The organism is Bacillus cereus group sp. BceL291 (genome assembly GCF_051776705.1).
Lineage (GTDB): Bacteria > Bacillota > Bacilli > Bacillales > Bacillaceae_G > Bacillus_A > Bacillus_A cereus.
The window spans coordinates 56,045-73,394 of sequence record NZ_JBPWAP010000027.1 but is presented as its reverse complement, the minus strand read 5'-3'; the positions used below and the strand labels follow the sequence as shown (position 1 = coordinate 73,394).

Here is a 17,350-nt window from a genome sequence, read left to right as displayed (position 1 = left end):
AGAGTTTATTTGGTGTGTGTACTTTTCAATACCAAAAGTACATTACGAGTTTTTTAGTTGCTTTGAACGAAAGTTCATTTTATTTTTGTTCTTAAGTTGATGGGCATGGGGTGGCACCAATATCAGAGGGGAAATGGACTATTGGCGAAATAATATCTCATATTATGAACTGGGATGACTATCTATTACGTGAGACATTATCATCAGTGAGAGATGGGAAGGGAATGGAGTTCCCTGATTTTGATACATATAATAAACTAGCATCTAGTTATGCCAAATCCGGTATATCTAAGATGAAACTTCTTGAAGAAGCAAAAGCTAAAAGAGAGTTACTCGTAAAAGAACTTAGATTCCTATCTGCTGGAAATCTAAAGAAACCTTTAACGGCCAATGGAGTATCACATTGCCCTCATACCGGAACGCCATATTCTCTTATATATATTATTAAAGAATTTGTAGATCATGATAACCATCATAAAAGACAGGTTATTCATTTTTTAAATGAAAATCAAATTGTTAATTGATAAAGAAAGATCCCGCAAATTATATTTGTGGGATCTTTCTTACATTATAACTTAACCTTCATTTGTTTCAATAATAATCCTGGTTTACCTTTTACATAATAAAAATGCGGATTATTTTCATCATCATAAAGCATAATATAAGGCTTTTCTTTTAGTGGGAGTAGTATAAGTACTTCGTCTATTGTAGTGTGTAACCATTGATTAGTAATAGAAACCGGCTTAGATAAAGGGATTTTTATCATATAGCCATCTTTTGGAACGACATTTAAGTTTTTAAATGGACCAGTAATTGATTTAGCGTATTGAACTGCTTCTTTTTGGATTACTGGATCTAAAGATTGTTTTTGAATGACCATTTCTTTTTGACAATCAAATACTTCAATTTGTTGATTTGTATTTGCGAACGCATTTGTTGATAATAGAAATAGAAGAAGAGAAATGACCCCGATTTTTTTTATCATAGTACAACACCTCACCATTACTATCCCCTCAAAAGCTTTAAATATTTTTCTGTCACATTCATGTAACAAAGATGTTGTATGATACAATTGGTTTTTGTTTAAAAGCAATGGAGGAAAAAATATGAAAGTTTTAATTGCAGATGACGAACAAGATATGTTAAGAATTTTAAAAGCTTATTTTGAAAAAGAAGGCTTCGAAGTTTTATTAGCGAAAGACGGAGAGGAAGCACTTCAAATGTTTTATGATGAAAAAATTGATTTAGCAATTTTGGATTGGATGATGCCGAAACATAGTGGTATTACTGTCTGTCAGGAAATAAAAAAGAATTCAAGCGTAAAAGTATTAATGCTTACGGCGAAAAGTGAAAGTGAAGATGAATTAGCTGCGCTTCAAAGCGGGGCAGATGAGTACGTGAAAAAACCATTTCATCCAGGAGTACTAATTACGCGAGCGAAAAAACTTATTCAGCATGATGATATTATTCAAGTACAAGATGTAAAGATAAATTTCGCCAAAAATAAAGTATATAAAAATGATATAGAGTTAGAAATTACAAAAACAGAGCTCGAATTAATAAAATGCTTTTTAAATCATAAAGGAACTATTTTAACTCGTAAAAAATTGTTAGACATTGTATGGGGATTTGACTATTTTGGAGAAGAGAGAACGGTTGATACACATGTAAGAAGGCTGCGTAAAAAAATTGGAGAAAATATTATTAAGACGCATCGTGGGCTGGGTTATAGTTTGGAGGAACAAAGTGAATAAACTTGGGAAAAAGCTATTTCTCAGCATTTCTTTAACCGTTATTCTTATATTTACAATTTCTTTATTATTAATTAACTTTCTCCTGCCGAAATATAATATTTATAAAACACGTGAAAACTTAAATGAATTTACAACTCAAATACAAAATGCGCCAGTCAATGATTTAGAAGATGTTATTCATACAATTGAAAGTGAAAATAATGTTACAATTGCGTATACGCCAATTAATCAGTCAGAAGATGCTATGAACGACGCGTTACGCATGCAACTTACGAAAAAGAAAGTAACGTTAAATAAGCTTTGGATTACGAAAGACGAAGTTATGAAAGTGAAGACGGAAGGGCAATCGAATAAACTGTACGATCAAGGAAAGGTAAAAGCGAGTTTTTTTGCTAAATATATTGCGAAAGATGATACGATAATTTTAATTGGGACTTCCATTGCGAATTCAAATGAAATTATAAATACGTTAAATACATTTTACTTATATATCCTATGTTTCTCGCTCCTTCTTATTATTTTACTTGTGTGGATACTTTCAAAAATAATAACGACACCACTGAAAGAGTTAAGTGATGTGGCTCAGGATATTTCACATTTGCAGTTTAAAAGAACGAAAGTGAAAACGAATGATGAAATAGGAGAGTTGGCCAATAGTATTAATATCATGAGTGAAAAACTACATGAAGCACATCAAGACTTAACTGATCGTAATGAACATTTAAAACGATTTATGGGTGATGTAACGCATGAATTAAAGACACCGATCGCATTAGTAAAAGCATACTCTATGGGGATTAAAGATGGATTAGATGATGGGACTTATGTAGATACAATTATTAAACAAACAGATCAAATATCAAACTTAATTGAAGAACTATTACGATTTTCTAAACTAGAAAGAGATATTTTACAAAAAGAAGAATTCCCCATTGAACCACTGGTCCAGAGTATATTAGATAAGCATCAGATTGAACTGGATTCGAAAGAAATTAACTTACAAGTAAATTGTAATACGGGCGATACAATCGTTTATGCAGATTTAAATAAAATGAGAATGGTGTTTCAAAATTTAATTTCTAATGCGATAAAATATACAGCAAATCAAAACATAATAATTACATTAGAAGATAGAAATAAAAGTATATATTTCCAAATAAAAAATGGCATTCCTACGGATAAAATTAAGGATATCGAGAAAATTTGGGAGCCTTTTTACGTACTAGAATCTTCTCGTAGTAAAGAAAAATCAGGTACAGGATTAGGTCTAGCGATAGTGAAAAGTATTTTAGAAAGGCATGGTTTTGAATATGGAGTTTCCTCTATAGATGGAGAAATTCAATTTTATATAAATGTGAAAAAGGACTAATGAAAATATTAGTCCTTTTTGCAGCTTTAGAGATTAGCGATACAGGATGAATCACCATAATTTTCAAAATTGATGTATTAGATGGAGAATTAGCAAATGTTCTACTTTCATTAAATTCACGTGAAGTTCACAGGAAAACGTTATATTTACATAGTTATATTTGAATTTAATGAAGTGAGGTATTCAGATTTGAAAAGAAAGAAATTAGTAATTGGTAGCATTTTAATGGGGATGACGTTATCTTTATCTGCATGTGGTTCATCAGATAATATTGTAACGACAAAATCAGGAAGCATTTCAGAAAGTGATTTTAACAAAAAATTAAAAGAAAACTACGGTAAACAGAATTTATCTGAAATGGTAGTAGAAAAAGTATTAAATGATAAATATAAAGTTACGGATGAAGAGGTAACGAAACAACTAAAAGAATTAAAAGACAAGATGGGCGATAATTTTAATACATATATGGAATCTAATGGTGTGAAAAATGAAGATCAGTTGAAAGAGAAATTAAAGCTTACTTTTGCTTTTGAAAAAGCTATTAAAGCAACCGTAACGGAAAAAGATATTAAAGATCATTATAAGCCAAAGCTTCAAGTTAGCCATATTTTAGTAAAAGATGAAAAGACAGCAAAAGAAATTAAAGAAAAATTAAATAGTGGCGAAGATTTCGCGGCAGTGGCTAAACAATATTCAGAGGATCCAGGTTCTAAAGAAAAAGGTGGGGAACTATCTGAATTTGGACCTGGTATGATGGTGAAAGAATTTGAGGATGCTGCGTATAAGTTAGAAGTTGGTCAATTGAGTGAACCTGTTAAATCTTCTTTCGGATATCATATTATTAAGCTAACGGATAAAAAAGAGCTTAAACCGTATGAGGAAGAGAAAGAGAATATTCGTAAAGAATTAGAACAGCAACGTATACAAGATCCTCAATTCCATCAACAAGTTACTAGAGAACTGCTTAAAAATGCAGATATAAAGGTATCTGATAAAGACTTGAAAGATACCTTTAAAGAGTTAGAAAAATAATAAATGGAATGTAAGGCAAGCGATAGAAATATCGGTTGTCTTTTTCTCTATTTATCCCGCTATTTGCCGGGCAGTAAGACCCCACCTCAAAATTCAGCGAAAGCAAAGAAGTGGCCCTGCTGATCGTAAACGCCCAATTGGTGAGGGCTGATTAAAGTTTCACTTTATAAAGAAGGAGGAAGTGGGAAAATACTTTCATACCTGCATTAAATTTTACTTAATAAGAAATCTTTGAGTTTCTCAACTTTTATATAAAATAAAACTGAATTTTCAGTTATTTTGTTATATAGTAAAAGAGAACGAATAAGGGGAGGGAACATTTTGAGTAAAAAGAAAATGGCAATTACACTGTCAGCAATGCTATCTGCAACAATTATACCTAGCTTTACTATGGATGTGCATGCAGAGAAGAAGGAAGAGACTAAAAGTACAAAAATTGAATTAGAAAATGGGATGACAAAACCGATTTATTCTCTCGATGAAGCTATTATCGAAAATTTATATGTAGAGACAGAAGTTGATAGTGATCGAGACGGTAAGAAAGACAGAGTATCGATAAAAGTTATGCGTCCAAAGACAGATCCGAATGTGAAAGTTCCTGTTATTTATGAAATGAGTCCATATCGATCTGGATTAAAAGATGTTCCTGTATATAATGTAGATGAAGAATTGTATGCGTATGAAGGAAAACCGTATGGAGCGGTTAATCTTGGTTCGTATGGGAACTATTACGTGCCAAGAGGTTATGCAGTTATTCTAGGCGAAAGTATCGGTACTGGAAAATCAGATGGATGCCCTACAACTGGAGATGAACAAGAGATACTCGGGACAAAATCTGTTATTGATTGGGTAAACGGTCGCGCGAAAGCATTTACAGAACAGGGTGAGGAAGTTCAGGCAAATTGGTCTACAGGAAATGTAGGTATGACTGGAGTTTCCTATAATGGTACTTTACCAAATGCTGTTGCGACTACTGGAGTCGAAGGTTTAAAAACAATTATTCCAATCGCAGCAATTAGTAGTTGGTATGATTATTATCGTGCAAATGGTGCAGTCATTGCTCCAGGCGGATATCAAGGGGAAGATACAGATAATATGGCAGAAGCAGTACTGACAAGGGAAAACCCTGAAGTTTGCGGACAAGTTATAAAAGAGTTAACGGCTGGACAAGACCGAAAAACAGGTAATTATAATGATTTTTGGGATAAACGTAACTATGTAAAAGATGCTAAAAATGTAAAAGCGAGTGTATTTGTTGTTCATGGTTTAAACGATTGGAATGTTAAAACAAAACAGTTCGCGCAATGGTGGGAAGCACTTGGAGAAAATAATGTTCCGCGTAAAATGTGGCTACACCAAGGTGGTCATGGTGGGACATCAAGTAATAACTGGCAGCAAACACAAAATAAATGGTTAGATTATTGGTTGTACGGAATTGAAAATGGAATTATGGATGAACCAATGGTTGATGTGCAACGAGAAAATAAAACGTGGCAAAAGATAAAAAATTGGCCAGATCCAGCGGCTGTACCTTCAAAAATCCGTATGTATTTGAGTAATAAATCAGTCAATTTACCATTAAGTATGGGAGCGGCTAATAAAGTTTTCTCATTCTTAGATGATGCACAAATGAAATCAAACCAATTAGTAGCAAACCCAGAATTAGAAGTAGCAAATCGATTAGTATATACAATGCCTGTACTGCAAAAAGATACGCGTATAAGTGGTACACCAAAGATTTCAATTACAGGAAATATTGATCGATCTGTATCAAATTTAACAGCATTACTTGTTGACTATGGAGGAGCGAAGCCGGAAATCGTAACGAGAGGCTGGATGGATCCACAAAACTTAAAGAGTATAGAAAATTCAACAGCGATTCAACCGGGCAAAGATTATACATTTACATGGGACATGCAGCCAGATGATTATGTATTTAAAGCGGGGCATCAAATCGGAGTTGTTTTAATTGCAAGTGATTATGATTATACAATTAGGCCGAAAGCTGGCACGAAACTTACAGTGAAATTAAGTGAAGTGACATTGCCGATTGTGAAATAAATATTTTTTCTAAAGAGCTTACTAAAGTAAGCTCTTTAATTTGTAGTCTGAATTTTTAATTTTTATATTTCAAATTGGAAGGTTATGTAATACAATATCATTATATTCTATGGAAAGTGAGTGATATATTATGACAGTCAGCTCTTTCGAAATATCATTAAAATCAGAGGTGCAGGAAGATTAGTTGAATTGAAATCTTCCGTACGTAAAAACGGAGGAGAAAATAAATGTTTAGCTTTTATAGTACACTTTGTACAGAACTGTATGATTACACAAAACCAGTCGGTTATTCTTTAAATGGTGATATTGAGTATTACAAAAAACGGTTAAAAGATTGTAGAGGAAGAATCCTCGAAGCCGCAGTAGGTTCAGGACGTGTCATTATTCCGCTTCTAGAGGCTGGTTTTAAAGTGGATGGGATAGATTATTCACCTGAAATGCTAGATTCTTGCCGTAAGCGCTGTAAAGAGAGAGGCTTACATCCTAATTTATATGAAGGAAGCTTGCAACAATTTTCACTTCCGCATAAATATGACGCAATTATCATTCCTACTGGATCTTTTTGTTTAATTGAAAATCGTGTGGATTCTATAAATGCATTGAAATGTTTTTATGAACATCTTAATCCAGATGGACGATTAATCGTAGATATTATGCTTCCGTATGACTGGAAGACTGGGGAAATTCATACATCGACTTTCTCTTTGCCGAGTGGAGACGGAATCACATTAGAAAATAAATCAATTGAAATAGATTGGCTGAACCAAGTTACTGTATCATATTTGAAATATGAAAAGTGGAGTAAAGGACAGTTAGTACAAACAGAACTACAACGCTTTGCGCTGCGCTGGTATGGAATAGAAGAGTTTAAACTTCTTTTAGAAAGTATAGGTTTCTCTAATATTACGTGCTCTGCTGAATATGATTATGAAAAAGAACCGTCAAATGCAAATCAAATGATTACTTTTGAAGCTGTGCGAAAAGAATAGAACTAAAACTATGAATAAAAATAAGGCAATCGATTTAAAATCGGCTGCCTTATTTTTTATTTTATGTAATGGTTTATAGAGAAAGATTGGAGGGAAATAAATGAAACTTATATTAATATTTGGCCCACAAGCAGTTGGAAAAATGACAGTGGGGCAAGAATTAGCAACATTAACCGGTTTAAAACTTTTTCATAACCACATGACAATTGATTTAGTAAGTCCAATTTTTGATTACAGTACGAAAGAAGCAAAAAGACTAGTAAGTTTATTTCGTAATGAAATATTTGAAGAAGTATCTAAAAGTGATTTATCTGGAATGATTTTTACGTATATATGGGCATTTGACCTCCAAGCGGATTGGGATTATATACATCATGTAGAAAGTATTTTTGAATCAAAAGGTGGGACAGTGCATTTTGTAGAGCTGGAAGCGGAATTAGATGAAAGATTAGAACGAAATAAAAGCCCGAATAGATTAGAACATAAACCGAAAAAAAGAGATATTGAGTGGTCTGAAAATAATTTGAAAGAAACGATGAAAAAGCATAGATTAAACTCTCTTCATGGTGAAATTGAAAAAGAAGAGTATATAAAAATTAATAACACGTATTTGAGTGCAAAAGAAGTAGCGGAAATGATTAAAGAGAAGTTTCAATTGTGAAATTTTTGAAGTCTATTTCGTTTTCGTTGTCCAAGCATTCTCCTACTAATTACATATACTATTTATGTTAAAGTCGGCTACTATTTTATATAGGGCTGTTATTTTCCTATAAATGCTATTTTAGTGAAGTGGGAGGAATCAATTTGGAAAACGTAGAACAAGATAGAATTGAAAATCAAGTGTATTCAAATCGTGTAGTAAGATCAGAATTTGATTCGAATTGGGAAACTTGTATATCAAAGAGTGGTTATGTAATTTATGTAGCAACAAGTAATAATGCTGAAGTAATAGTGCTTCTTGCAGATGGTTCAAGTAAATTATTAATTTTCGAAAAAGGCGGTAAAGTAGTAGTTGGTGGCGGTGGAACAAGTCATTACAGTAAGCCGCATATTGCAAGAAATATTTAAGATAGAACATGTTAATTAAGAAGAAGCTGGAAAACGGTTGTCATTCATGTTTAGGGCATGATAGACGAACCGTTTTTTATTTGTTTATAAATTTAGAAGAACTTCATTGATTACAAATACATCAGGATGAGCAGCGAAATTAGAAGAAAACTTGGTGGGTAATGGTACAAAATATTATGTAGGTTTGCAAGAATCTTATAAGCGATATAAAAAAGCATTTCCTATTTGGGGAAACACTACTTCTATGTTATAGTATAATAGTGTTTTTAGATGGTGCTATTTTAATATATTTATAATTTTGTTATGTATTATTTTTATATTAAATAAGCGTCTAAAGTATTTTTTGATATAAGGAGTAATAATTAGAGAAATGAAAAATATAGACTTTATACTAGAAAGTGATGAGGCATTAAAACCGTCTGAACGATTAGTACTATTATTATTAGAGAAGCATAGAATGCTATATACGAACGATCTATTGGCATTATCAAATTTATCATATAAAACATTAACAGATTCATTAACGGCGCTAGTTTTAAAATCGTATGTGTTAAAGGAAACGGGTAAGGGAAGAAGACAGAACTGCTATAGATTAGTATGATAAGGCAGCTGTTTTAGAGACTTTTACATATGTTTTTTCAATCGTAAGGTGGAAGTGTGTTTTTTGTTTTCAAACGAAAAAATTACTATAAGAGGGGTTAAGATAGTAGCGTTTCATTTTTGTAAATGTAATTATTTCATCATTGAAAATACAAAAATGAAATAAACAGTATAAAAAAGAAATAAAAAAACAATCCATTTTAAAAAGGGATTGTTTTTTTATTGGAATAATATTATTTGATATGTTGAAAGCATGAATAGCAGAATAGACATTACCTGTTTTATTTTATGCAAATGAACAAATATGATGAAAACTATGTGTATAGTTTTTTGCTTGCTTTTTCAGTAACTCTAATGAAATTATGGTCTTCATTGTTTAAAGGCAGTATTTTTAACATTATTGCTATTCAGCATTAAGCACAAAAAAGTAATATATATAATATTATTATGTAAACTTAAGATTTTAAAAGGAAAATATAATAATTAATAGAACATGTAGAAGGAGATGCTTAAATATTTTGAAGGATGGGAGATTATTATGGAGCATTTACAATCAATAGCACAAGCTGTTATAAGTGGTAATAAGGAAAAAGTAGTGAAGTTTATAAAGGCGAGTCCAAGCATTGTTAACGAATGTAGTGAAGATGGCTGGACACCACTTCATTTAGCAGCTTATTTTGGACAGAAAGAAATAGCGAGTTTTCTTTTAGAAAGCGGTGCAGATATACATAGTAGAGCGAAAAATGAAAATGAAAATACACCTTTGCAAGCGGCAATTGCGAACAAGCAAAGTGAACTTGTCGCTTTCTTAATTGAAAAAGGATCAGATGTAAATATTATGCAAAGTGGTGGCTGGACAGGACTCCACGAAGCAGCATTATTAGGAAATGAAGAAATAATTATGTTGCTCCTTAAAAATGGAGCTAATAAGATGATTAAGAAAAATGATGGGAAAACAGCGTATGATATTGCATTAGAAAAAGGATATAATCACCTTTTACATCATTTGAAACAGGAAGTGAACTTATGATGAATAAATGGAGTGTTGGTATATTTTTATTTAATGAAGTAGAAGTGTTAGACTTTGCAGGGCCATTTGAAGTTTTTTCTGTAACTGAGGTGAATGAAGAAAAAACATTTACTGTTTATACAGTTAGCGAGAATGGGGAAATGATTACAGCAAGGAATGGATTGAAGGTACAGCCAGATTATAGTATTGAAAATTTACCACCAGTGGATATTTTAATAATTCCGGGTGGGCTAGGTGCTAGAAAATATGAAATAAAAAATGAAATAGTAATAAAATGGATTCGCCAACAAATGAAAGAAGTAAAGCTGATGACTTCAGTTTGTACAGGAGCGCTATTACTGGCGAAAGCAGGTTTACTGGAAGGTTTAAAAGCAACAACACATTGGGCTAGTATTGAAAAGTTTAAAAATGAGTTTCAAAATGTTGAAGTTATAGAAAATGTAAAGTTTGTAGATGAAGGACATATTATAACATCTGCCGGAATTTCAGCTGGAATTAATATGGCATTTCATATTGTGAAAAACTTGTTAGGTGTGCATGTTGCGGAGGACACAGCGAAGCGAATGGAGTATGATATTAGTTTGCCAAATTAAAAAGCCCGGATTGGGCTTTTTATATTGAATGAATATAGTTAAGCTCTTCATCACTCAAAATAGGGCGAACAGATGCATTTGCATTTTCTTGTGCTTGTGTTCCTGTTTTTGCACCAGGAATTACAACACTTACTGCCGGATGAGAGAGTACATAGCGAAGTGCAAGTTGCCCTAGGGTCTGATTTTTATTTGAGAGCAGCCGAAGTTTCTCTACGGTTTGTAAGTCTTCTTGAAACCAAATTTCATTTGGCCAATCTTTGCGTAAATCTCCATCTGGAAAAATTGTTTTATTTGTGAATTTTCCAGTTAAAATGCCCATTTTTAATGGACCACGAATAACAGCTCCTAGATTTTTCTCTTGTAAGAATGGTAATATATCTTTTTCTGGTTTTCGATTTAATATATTGTAATCAAGTTGTACGATATCAATTTCGTTGTTGTTATTGAAATGATGAATGTATTGTAAATCATGAGTCGAAACACCGACTGCTCTTACTTTGCCATCACGTTTTAATATGTCAAATGCACGTAGAAATGCTTCTGTTTCTCTACGATTATGCCACCAAATATGACAAAAATAAAGATCAATATAATCTGTTTGAAGACGTTGTAAACTTGTTTCGAATACGGCGATGATTTTTTCGGGAGTATCATATACAGGAACTCCATTAGGGTCGTAGTGATGTCCGATTAAACCACCTTTCGTTGATAGGATAATATCATTACGATGTCCTTTAATCGCGGTAGCTACCAACTTTTCACTATGTCCTAAACCATACACATCCGCAGTATCAATAAAATTCACACCACACTCAATTGCTTTTTTTATAGCGGTTATAGATTGTTTATCGTTAACAGGTCCCCATTCATCACCACCGATTGCCCATGCGCCAAAACCTATTTCAGAAACAGTTATTCCAGTTTTACCTAATGTGCGGTAATGCATATTCCCCTCCTTGTAAGCATGTTATAACATGGATATGTGGGGAAGGAATTTTGTGTGTGAAAAAACTCTTCTACAATAGTAGAAAAAGAATTACAGAAACTACTATTTTATAGCAGCATGTATAAAAAAAATCGGTGTAAATATGGAAATGTCGTCGAATGCTATCTTTAATTGGTTAATTTATGGGATATTTTTGTGAAGGAGTTTATTTTATAAGAATAGAATTTAGTTTAGTAAGAAAACGTGCCGATGGTAGTGAAAAATATGGGTTAGGGGGATTTGAATGAGGAAACTCGAGCGAGTAAATGTTCCTAATATACCAGAGCAATTATCACAACCTAGTGACAAGCGTAGGATAAATAAAAAGAAGTTAAGGCGACTTATTTTAATGGTCCTTTTTATTGCGGCAACTACTCTATATGTTCAATATATTTTAACGAAACAACAAGAAGTAATTGATAAAAAGAAAGATACGATTACGGATCAAAAGAAGCAATTAGTATCTTTAAAGAAAGATAAAGATTCTTTAAAGACTAACATAGAAAATTTAACAGACGATGAGGAAGAAATTTTGAAGTTAGCGAGAAAAGAGTATCAATTTTCTAAGTCAAATGAAACTATATTTGTGATGCCAAAGTAATAAAAACAGTTAGCCATTGAACTGCACCCCCAATTGTTAGACACCGTCTAACAATTGGGGGTGCAGTTTTTTATGTATGAATGTCATGGTACAAGGAACAATCACATATTGTAGAAATGAAGAGTTTAAGCTATTTTCATAAATATGGAATATGCACTAAAATAAATGTTGTTAAAATTCTGTCAATTATATTATAATACAAGGTAAGCGGATACATTTTTTAATCAACGTTGAGTTCCTCGCTCATACGACTATTAAGAAACCCGTTATCCTCGTATAAGAAAGGAAGATAGCTGTGTACGCTTCAAATACAATTTATATCGTAGGGGATGCGAAAGCACCTCAAAATAATCCCATTACTGAAAAGTTTAAAAGCTATTTCGTAGCATTTATACTTGTTAAGGATACAGGGGAAATTGTAGATGCAGACTGCTCAGCGACAATTGCATTAACATCTCAATTTGTTAAATATTTATTTCTACATAAAAATATAAATGACCCGGCGTTAGTAATGGAAGTAAAGAACCGATATTTCGGTTCTTCTCAAAAAGCGTTACTTGTAGCGCTAAAAGATGCACAGAAAAAATATAATCAGATTGCTGCTTTGTCTACTCAATCATAGACAAAATCCAGCCGTAAGAATCATTCTTATGGCTGGATTTTTTTATTTCACATTATCGTCCTACATCAAAAGTGAACGAAAACAAAGTAGAGAGATAGAAGAGTAAATGCCCAATAGGTTTACCTAATAATCCGTGGGTATAAATCTCCGGTGGATTAAAATTTCACTTCATTGGAGAATGAAAGGATGAACAAAATGAAAATTACAGATGTAAAAGTAAATCGTAGACGTGTAAAACTGCATACACCGTTTAAAACCGCGCTTCGTACTGTAACAGAAATTGAAAGTATAGATGTTTATATTCATACAGACGAAGGAGTGATTGGTAAGGGGGCTGCAGCCGCAACGCCAGTTATTACGGGGGATTTCACCAGCGGAATGGAAGAAGCGATTTTAGGACCGATGCGTTCATGTTTAATTGGTCAAAATATCATTCAGTTTCAGCAGTTACTACAGGGCATTCAAATGAGTTGTATTGGAAATTCAAGTGCGAAAGCAGCGGTAGATATCGCTTTATATGATGTATATTGCCAATATCAAAATGTGCCGTTATATGCCTTGTTAGGCGGGAAGAAAGAAATTCATACCGATATTACAGTGAGTGTGGATGAGCCTGTATTAATGGCAAAAGAAGCGAAGAAACATATAGAAAAAGGATTTCAAACATTAAAGATTAAAGTGGGTAAAGAGGCGCATTTAGATTTGGAACGTATTGAGGCAATTCGAAATGTGGTACCAAGAAATACGATATTACGTTTAGATGCGAATCAAGGTTGGAGTCCAAAAGAAGCGGTCTCTATTATTCAAGAAATGGAAAATCGTAATTTAAATATAGAATTTATTGAACAACCAGTACATGCGAAAGATTGGGATGGGCTAAAGTATGTCAAAGATCGTGTGCAAACGCCAATTATGGCCGATGAAAGTATATTTTCAGCAAGTGACGCATTAAAGCTCGTTCAAGGAAGATATGCAGACTTCATTAATATTAAATTAATGAAATGTGGTGGTATACGTGAAGCATGGCGTATTGCAGATATCGCAGAAACAGCTGGTGTGAAGTGTATGGTGGGCAGCATGATGGAATCTTCACTTTCCGTTAGTGCTGTTGCGCATTTAGCGGCAGCGCATCCTAATATTCATTATTTTGATCTTGATGCACCGCTTTGGTTAATGGAAGATCCAGAAGGAATGACTTATTCTGGATCAAAGGTAAACCTTCAATCGACAGTGAATAGTAAGTCTTAGGAGAAGAGACTAGTAAACTATCTTTTAAGGGGGATAAATATGAAAAAAGTAGGAACTGCATTTTTAACAACTTTATTTATATTTTCATCGTTTACATCGGCAAATGCTGAAGAAAAGAAGGATAATAAAGCATTTATAGATGTATCTGCTGCAACGTTATGGACAGTACCTGATTCATTAAGGCCAATCGATACACCGAGTACAACAAATCCAGTGGATCTATGGAAATGGACGAAATCAATGACACTTGACGAGAAACTATGGTTAACAAATGCAAATAAATTAGAAACACAAGCGTTACTCGGTCAAGAAGTAACTGTTATTGATAAGAAAGGCGAATGGGTGAAGGTATTAGTGCATGGACAGCCAACACCCCGAAATGAAGAAGGTTATCCGGGCTGGATGCCTGAAAAACAATTAACATATAATCAAGAATTTGCAGATAAAACAAATGAACCTTTTGTCTTAATAACCAAACCAACAGCGATTTTATATATAAACCCTTCTGAAAAACATAAATCACTTGAAGTCAGTTATAATACAAGACTGCCGCTATTAAGTGAAGACACAATTTCATACCGTGTATTGTTGCCAAATGGGCAAAAAGCATGGATACGTAAAAATGATGGAACAGTTTACCAATCTCAAACTGATATTCCAACTCCGGCGGCCGATGATTTAATTAACACAGGGAAAATGTTTTTAGGATTACCGTATATATGGGCTGGTACAAGTGGTTTTGGATTTGATTGCTCTGGCTTCACGCATACGATCTATAAATCGCACGGCATTACAATTCCCCGAGATTCTGGACCGCAATCAAGAGCAGGAGTTGCAGTTGATAAAGAAAATCTACAAAAAGGAGATTTAATTTTCTTTGCACATGATCAAGGGAAAGGTAGTGTCCATCACGTCGCAATGTATATTGGTGATGGCAATATGATTCACTCACCAAGAGCTGAAAGATCGGTAGAGATTATACCGCTAAATACACCAGGATATATAGAAGAATACGCTGGTGCTCGTCGTTACTTACCTTAAAAATAGAGGGGGTTTTTAAATGAAAAAAGTTGTTCGTTACTCATTAGTTAGTACTCTATTAGTTTCTTCATTTTTAGTTGGCTGCGCAAAAGAAAAAACTGCAACAAAGCCCAAAGATGAGAAGAAAGTATTACAGTTACTAGAAACGGGTGAAATTCCGTCGTTAAATTCAGGGAAAGTAACAGATGCAGTCTCGTTTAACGTTTTGAATAACGTAATGGAAGGACTATTTCGTCTATCGAAAAATGATGAAGTAATTGAAGCCGGCGCACAAAAATATGAAGTGAGTAAAGATGGAAAGACATATACATTCCAATTGCATGATGCGAAATGGTCTAACGGAGATCCAGTAACCGCCCATGATTACGTATACGCTTGGAAGCAATTGATTAATCCAGATACAGCTTCTCAATATGCATACATTGCGTACGATGTAAAAAATGCTGAGAAGATAAATAAAAAACAACTAGGTCTAGATGAATTAGGAGTAAAAGCGAAGGATGATAAAACATTCGTCGTAGAGCTAGAACATCCTGTACCGTATTTTACGAAATTATTAATTTTACCATCCTTCTATCCAATTAACGAAAAATATGCGAAAGAGCAAGGTGATAAATATGGATTAGAAGCAAATAAAGCGGTATATAATGGACCGTTTACATTATCAGAGTGGAAGCATGAAGCTAGCTTTACAATGAAGAAAAACGATAAGTATTGGGATAAAAAAGAAGTGAAGTTAGATGAAGTAAACTATCAAATTGTAAAAGAAATTTCAACTGCGGTAAATTTATATGAAACAGATAAAGTTGATAGAGCTGTTATTTCTACAGAATTCGTAGATAAATATAAAAATAATAAAGAGCTAAAACAATATACAGATCCAGTTATGTACTTCTTCCGATTTAATGAAAATGTACCGATTCTTAAAAATAAAAATGCACGTCTTGCGCTAAGTACAGTTTTTGATAAGAAGGGACTCGCAGATTCATTTTTAAATGATGGATCGGTTGCAGCGAACTATTACGTACCAAAAGGATTTTTAAAGGGCCCAGATAAGAAAGATTTTAGAAGTACGTCTGGTGAGTTTAATAAGACAAATGTAAAACAGGCGAAGGAATATTGGGAGAAAGCAAAACAAGAGACAGGTACAAATGAAGTGACTTTAGAATTATTAAATTATGACTTAGAAAACTTTAAAAAAGTTGGAGAGTACATTAAAGAGCAGCTTGAGAAAAACTTACCAGGATTAAAAGTGAATGTGAAATTACAGCCGCATACGCAAAAATTAGCACTTGAGAAGAAGAAAGAATATGAAATGTCGTTATCACGCTGGTTACCAGATTATCCAGATCCAATGACTTACTTAGAAGTATTCCTTTCTGGAAGCAGTGTTAATAATACAGAATATGCAAATCCAGAATATGATGCATTAATTAAGAAGATTAAAACAGAATTAGGTAATGATGAAAAGGCTCGCTGGAAAGCAATGCAAGATGCTGAAAAAATGCTACTTGATGATGCAGTAATTGCACCGGTATTCCAGCGTGGATTATCTTACTTACAAAAACCATATGTGAAAGATTTATATGTACATCAATTTGGTCCAGCTACAAGTTTAAAATGGGCAGATTTACAAAAATAAAAGAATGGGGAAACAGACTTCACGTATGTGATAGTCTGTTTTTTCTTATTTAAAGTTAGAAAAATAGTTCATGGTATAATTTATTAGTCTGTAAACAGTATTTGGAGGGAAAATGATGTCTATGTTTGAAGAAGAGAAAGTAATTTATACAAAAAGATTATTTATGAGGAAACCAATTGTAGAAGATATTGATCAGTTTTATAACATATTAAAAAAAGATACTGTTGGCAAATGGCTGGCTAAATCAAGAGGAATGTCGAAGGAAGAAACAAATGATTATATTGGGCAACTTATCTTACATTGGGAACAGTATGACTTCGGGGTATGGTTGTTATTTAATAGTGAAACAGGAAAGCTTTTAGGACATTGTGGTTTAAGAAAGGTAGATGAAACAGGTGAAATAGAAATTATGTATCTTCTTGACCCAGAACATTGGAGGAATGGGTATGCATTAGAAGCAGCAGAGGCTTCCATTAAATATGCAATAGAGACTTTGAATGTAACAAGAATAATTGCTAGAGTTAAAGTAGCAAATGAGAGCTCGAAAAAACTTTTACGAAAGCTCGGGTTTATATATACTCATGAAGTTGATCATAGCGGGCGCTTATTATCATATTTTGAACTCCATACATCATCCAAAGAATTCTAGACATTTCATATATTTTTTCATTGTTAAAAAATAAAATTATTACTAAAATTCCAGTGTGAAATTTAT

18 protein-coding genes and 1 pseudogene are annotated in these 17,350 nt (G+C 33.2%); 17 read left to right on the top strand and 2 right to left on the bottom strand.

Annotated features, from left to right (window positions below; translation table 11 throughout):
• Positions 1-110: 110 nt before the first annotated feature.
• Positions 111-524 (top strand): annotated as a pseudogene (locus ACS2CR_RS18080) (DinB family protein); the annotation flags it as partial.
• 44 nt (positions 525-568) lie between these two features.
• On the opposite strand, the gene ACS2CR_RS18075 reads toward ACS2CR_RS18080, so the two are convergent.
• Entirely contained in the window at positions 569-985 is a 417-nt protein-coding gene (locus ACS2CR_RS18075) for a hypothetical protein (RefSeq protein ID WP_000591770.1), read from the bottom strand.
• A gap of 121 nt (positions 986-1,106) precedes the next feature.
• On the opposite strand from ACS2CR_RS18075, the gene ACS2CR_RS18070 reads away from it, so the two are divergent.
• The 10 genes from ACS2CR_RS18070 (at position 1,107) to ACS2CR_RS18025 (ending at position 10,496) form a co-directional block, all read left to right on the top strand.
• On the top strand, positions 1,107-1,754 hold the full coding sequence (locus ACS2CR_RS18070; protein ID WP_000865984.1) for a response regulator transcription factor: 648 nt from the start codon (positions 1,107-1,109) through the stop codon (positions 1,752-1,754).
• Complete coding sequence (locus ACS2CR_RS18065) at positions 1,747-3,123, top strand: sensor histidine kinase (protein WP_053514321.1); 1,377 nt, start codon at positions 1,747-1,749, stop codon at positions 3,121-3,123. The genes ACS2CR_RS18070 and ACS2CR_RS18065 overlap by 8 nt, the downstream gene beginning before the upstream one ends.
• A gap of 189 nt (positions 3,124-3,312) precedes the next feature.
• Positions 3,313-4,155 (top strand): peptidylprolyl isomerase PrsA, encoded by an 843-nt coding sequence (locus tag ACS2CR_RS18060; protein WP_002101055.1) that lies wholly within the window; start codon positions 3,313-3,315, stop codon positions 4,153-4,155.
• Positions 4,156-4,476: 321 nt separating this feature from the next.
• Positions 4,477-6,216, top strand: coding sequence for a Xaa-Pro dipeptidyl-peptidase (locus ACS2CR_RS18055; protein ID WP_000038300.1), 1,740 nt, complete (start codon positions 4,477-4,479; stop codon positions 6,214-6,216).
• A 227-nt stretch (positions 6,217-6,443) separates the two neighbouring features.
• Entirely contained in the window at positions 6,444-7,205 is a 762-nt protein-coding gene (locus ACS2CR_RS18050; protein WP_000490928.1) for a class I SAM-dependent methyltransferase, read from the top strand.
• A 100-nt stretch (positions 7,206-7,305) separates the two neighbouring features.
• Positions 7,306-7,866, top strand: coding sequence for an AAA family ATPase (locus tag ACS2CR_RS18045; RefSeq protein ID WP_000767061.1), 561 nt, complete (start codon positions 7,306-7,308; stop codon positions 7,864-7,866).
• Between the two features lie 143 nt (positions 7,867-8,009).
• Complete coding sequence (locus ACS2CR_RS18040) at positions 8,010-8,273, top strand: hypothetical protein (protein ID WP_000432429.1); 264 nt, start codon at positions 8,010-8,012, stop codon at positions 8,271-8,273.
• A gap of 370 nt (positions 8,274-8,643) precedes the next feature.
• Positions 8,644-8,874 carry a hypothetical protein gene (locus ACS2CR_RS18035; RefSeq protein ID WP_000789031.1) on the top strand — a complete coding sequence of 77 codons (231 nt, stop codon included), beginning with the start codon at positions 8,644-8,646 and terminating at the stop codon, positions 8,872-8,874.
• A 537-nt stretch (positions 8,875-9,411) separates the two neighbouring features.
• Positions 9,412-9,903 (top strand): ankyrin repeat domain-containing protein, encoded by a 492-nt coding sequence (locus ACS2CR_RS18030; protein WP_000400681.1) that lies wholly within the window; start codon positions 9,412-9,414, stop codon positions 9,901-9,903.
• On the top strand, positions 9,900-10,496 hold the full coding sequence (locus ACS2CR_RS18025; RefSeq protein WP_000981432.1) for a DJ-1/PfpI family protein: 597 nt from the start codon (positions 9,900-9,902) through the stop codon (positions 10,494-10,496). Before ACS2CR_RS18030 ends, ACS2CR_RS18025 begins: the two co-directional genes overlap by 4 nt.
• 19 nt (positions 10,497-10,515) lie before the next feature.
• Here ACS2CR_RS18025 and ACS2CR_RS18020 read toward each other — a convergent pair whose 3' ends face one another.
• The gene (locus tag ACS2CR_RS18020; protein ID WP_016110146.1) at positions 10,516-11,442 is read right to left on the bottom strand and encodes an aldo/keto reductase; all 927 of its coding nucleotides are present in this window, start codon (positions 11,440-11,442) and stop codon (positions 10,516-10,518) included.
• 283 nt (positions 11,443-11,725) lie between these two features.
• Between ACS2CR_RS18020 and ACS2CR_RS18015 the strand changes: the two genes are divergently transcribed.
• From ACS2CR_RS18015 to ACS2CR_RS17990, 6 genes are all read left to right on the top strand, one after another.
• Positions 11,726-12,082: an FtsB family cell division protein gene (locus ACS2CR_RS18015; protein WP_001228371.1), complete on the top strand. Its 357-nt coding sequence runs from the start codon at positions 11,726-11,728 to the stop codon at positions 12,080-12,082.
• A 295-nt stretch (positions 12,083-12,377) separates the two neighbouring features.
• Positions 12,378-12,704, top strand: coding sequence for a DUF3870 domain-containing protein (locus tag ACS2CR_RS18010; protein WP_000271312.1), 327 nt, complete (start codon positions 12,378-12,380; stop codon positions 12,702-12,704).
• A gap of 186 nt (positions 12,705-12,890) precedes the next feature.
• Positions 12,891-13,952: a dipeptide epimerase gene (locus ACS2CR_RS18005; protein ID WP_140159910.1), complete on the top strand. Its 1,062-nt coding sequence runs from the start codon at positions 12,891-12,893 to the stop codon at positions 13,950-13,952.
• Positions 13,953-13,991: 39 nt separating this feature from the next.
• Complete coding sequence (locus ACS2CR_RS18000; RefSeq protein ID WP_000755430.1) at positions 13,992-14,993, top strand: C40 family peptidase; 1,002 nt, start codon at positions 13,992-13,994, stop codon at positions 14,991-14,993.
• Positions 14,994-15,012: 19 nt separating this feature from the next.
• Positions 15,013-16,635, top strand: coding sequence for a peptide ABC transporter substrate-binding protein (locus ACS2CR_RS17995; protein ID WP_000758258.1), 1,623 nt, complete (start codon positions 15,013-15,015; stop codon positions 16,633-16,635).
• Between the two features lie 115 nt (positions 16,636-16,750).
• The gene (locus tag ACS2CR_RS17990) at positions 16,751-17,284 is read left to right on the top strand and encodes a GNAT family N-acetyltransferase (RefSeq protein ID WP_000061613.1); all 534 of its coding nucleotides are present in this window, start codon (positions 16,751-16,753) and stop codon (positions 17,282-17,284) included.
• Positions 17,285-17,350: the final 66 nt, after the last annotated feature.

Excerpts from the sequence above, each read along its gene's own strand:
- ACS2CR_RS17990 (WP_000061613.1), top strand. The coding sequence starts at position 16,751 with ATGTCTATGTTTGAAGAAGAGAAAGTAATTTATACAAAAAGATTATTT.
- ACS2CR_RS18075 (WP_000591770.1), bottom strand. The coding sequence starts at position 985 with ATGATAAAAAAAATCGGGGTCATTTCTCTTCTTCTATTTCTATTATCA.
- ACS2CR_RS18025 (WP_000981432.1), top strand. The coding sequence starts at position 9,900 with ATGATGAATAAATGGAGTGTTGGTATATTTTTATTTAATGAAGTAGAA.
- ACS2CR_RS18070 (WP_000865984.1), top strand. The coding sequence starts at position 1,107 with ATGAAAGTTTTAATTGCAGATGACGAACAAGATATGTTAAGAATTTTA.
- ACS2CR_RS18050 (WP_000490928.1), top strand. The coding sequence starts at position 6,444 with ATGTTTAGCTTTTATAGTACACTTTGTACAGAACTGTATGATTACACA.
- ACS2CR_RS17995 (WP_000758258.1), top strand. The coding sequence starts at position 15,013 with ATGAAAAAAGTTGTTCGTTACTCATTAGTTAGTACTCTATTAGTTTCT.
- ACS2CR_RS18015 (WP_001228371.1), top strand. The coding sequence starts at position 11,726 with ATGAGGAAACTCGAGCGAGTAAATGTTCCTAATATACCAGAGCAATTA.
- ACS2CR_RS18030 (WP_000400681.1), top strand. The coding sequence starts at position 9,412 with ATGGAGCATTTACAATCAATAGCACAAGCTGTTATAAGTGGTAATAAG.
- ACS2CR_RS18045 (WP_000767061.1), top strand. The coding sequence starts at position 7,306 with ATGAAACTTATATTAATATTTGGCCCACAAGCAGTTGGAAAAATGACA.
- ACS2CR_RS18020 (WP_016110146.1), bottom strand. The coding sequence starts at position 11,442 with ATGCATTACCGCACATTAGGTAAAACTGGAATAACTGTTTCTGAAATA.
- ACS2CR_RS18000 (WP_000755430.1), top strand. The coding sequence starts at position 13,992 with ATGAAAAAAGTAGGAACTGCATTTTTAACAACTTTATTTATATTTTCA.
- ACS2CR_RS18005 (WP_140159910.1), top strand. The coding sequence starts at position 12,891 with ATGAACAAAATGAAAATTACAGATGTAAAAGTAAATCGTAGACGTGTA.
- ACS2CR_RS18035 (WP_000789031.1), top strand. The coding sequence starts at position 8,644 with ATGAAAAATATAGACTTTATACTAGAAAGTGATGAGGCATTAAAACCG.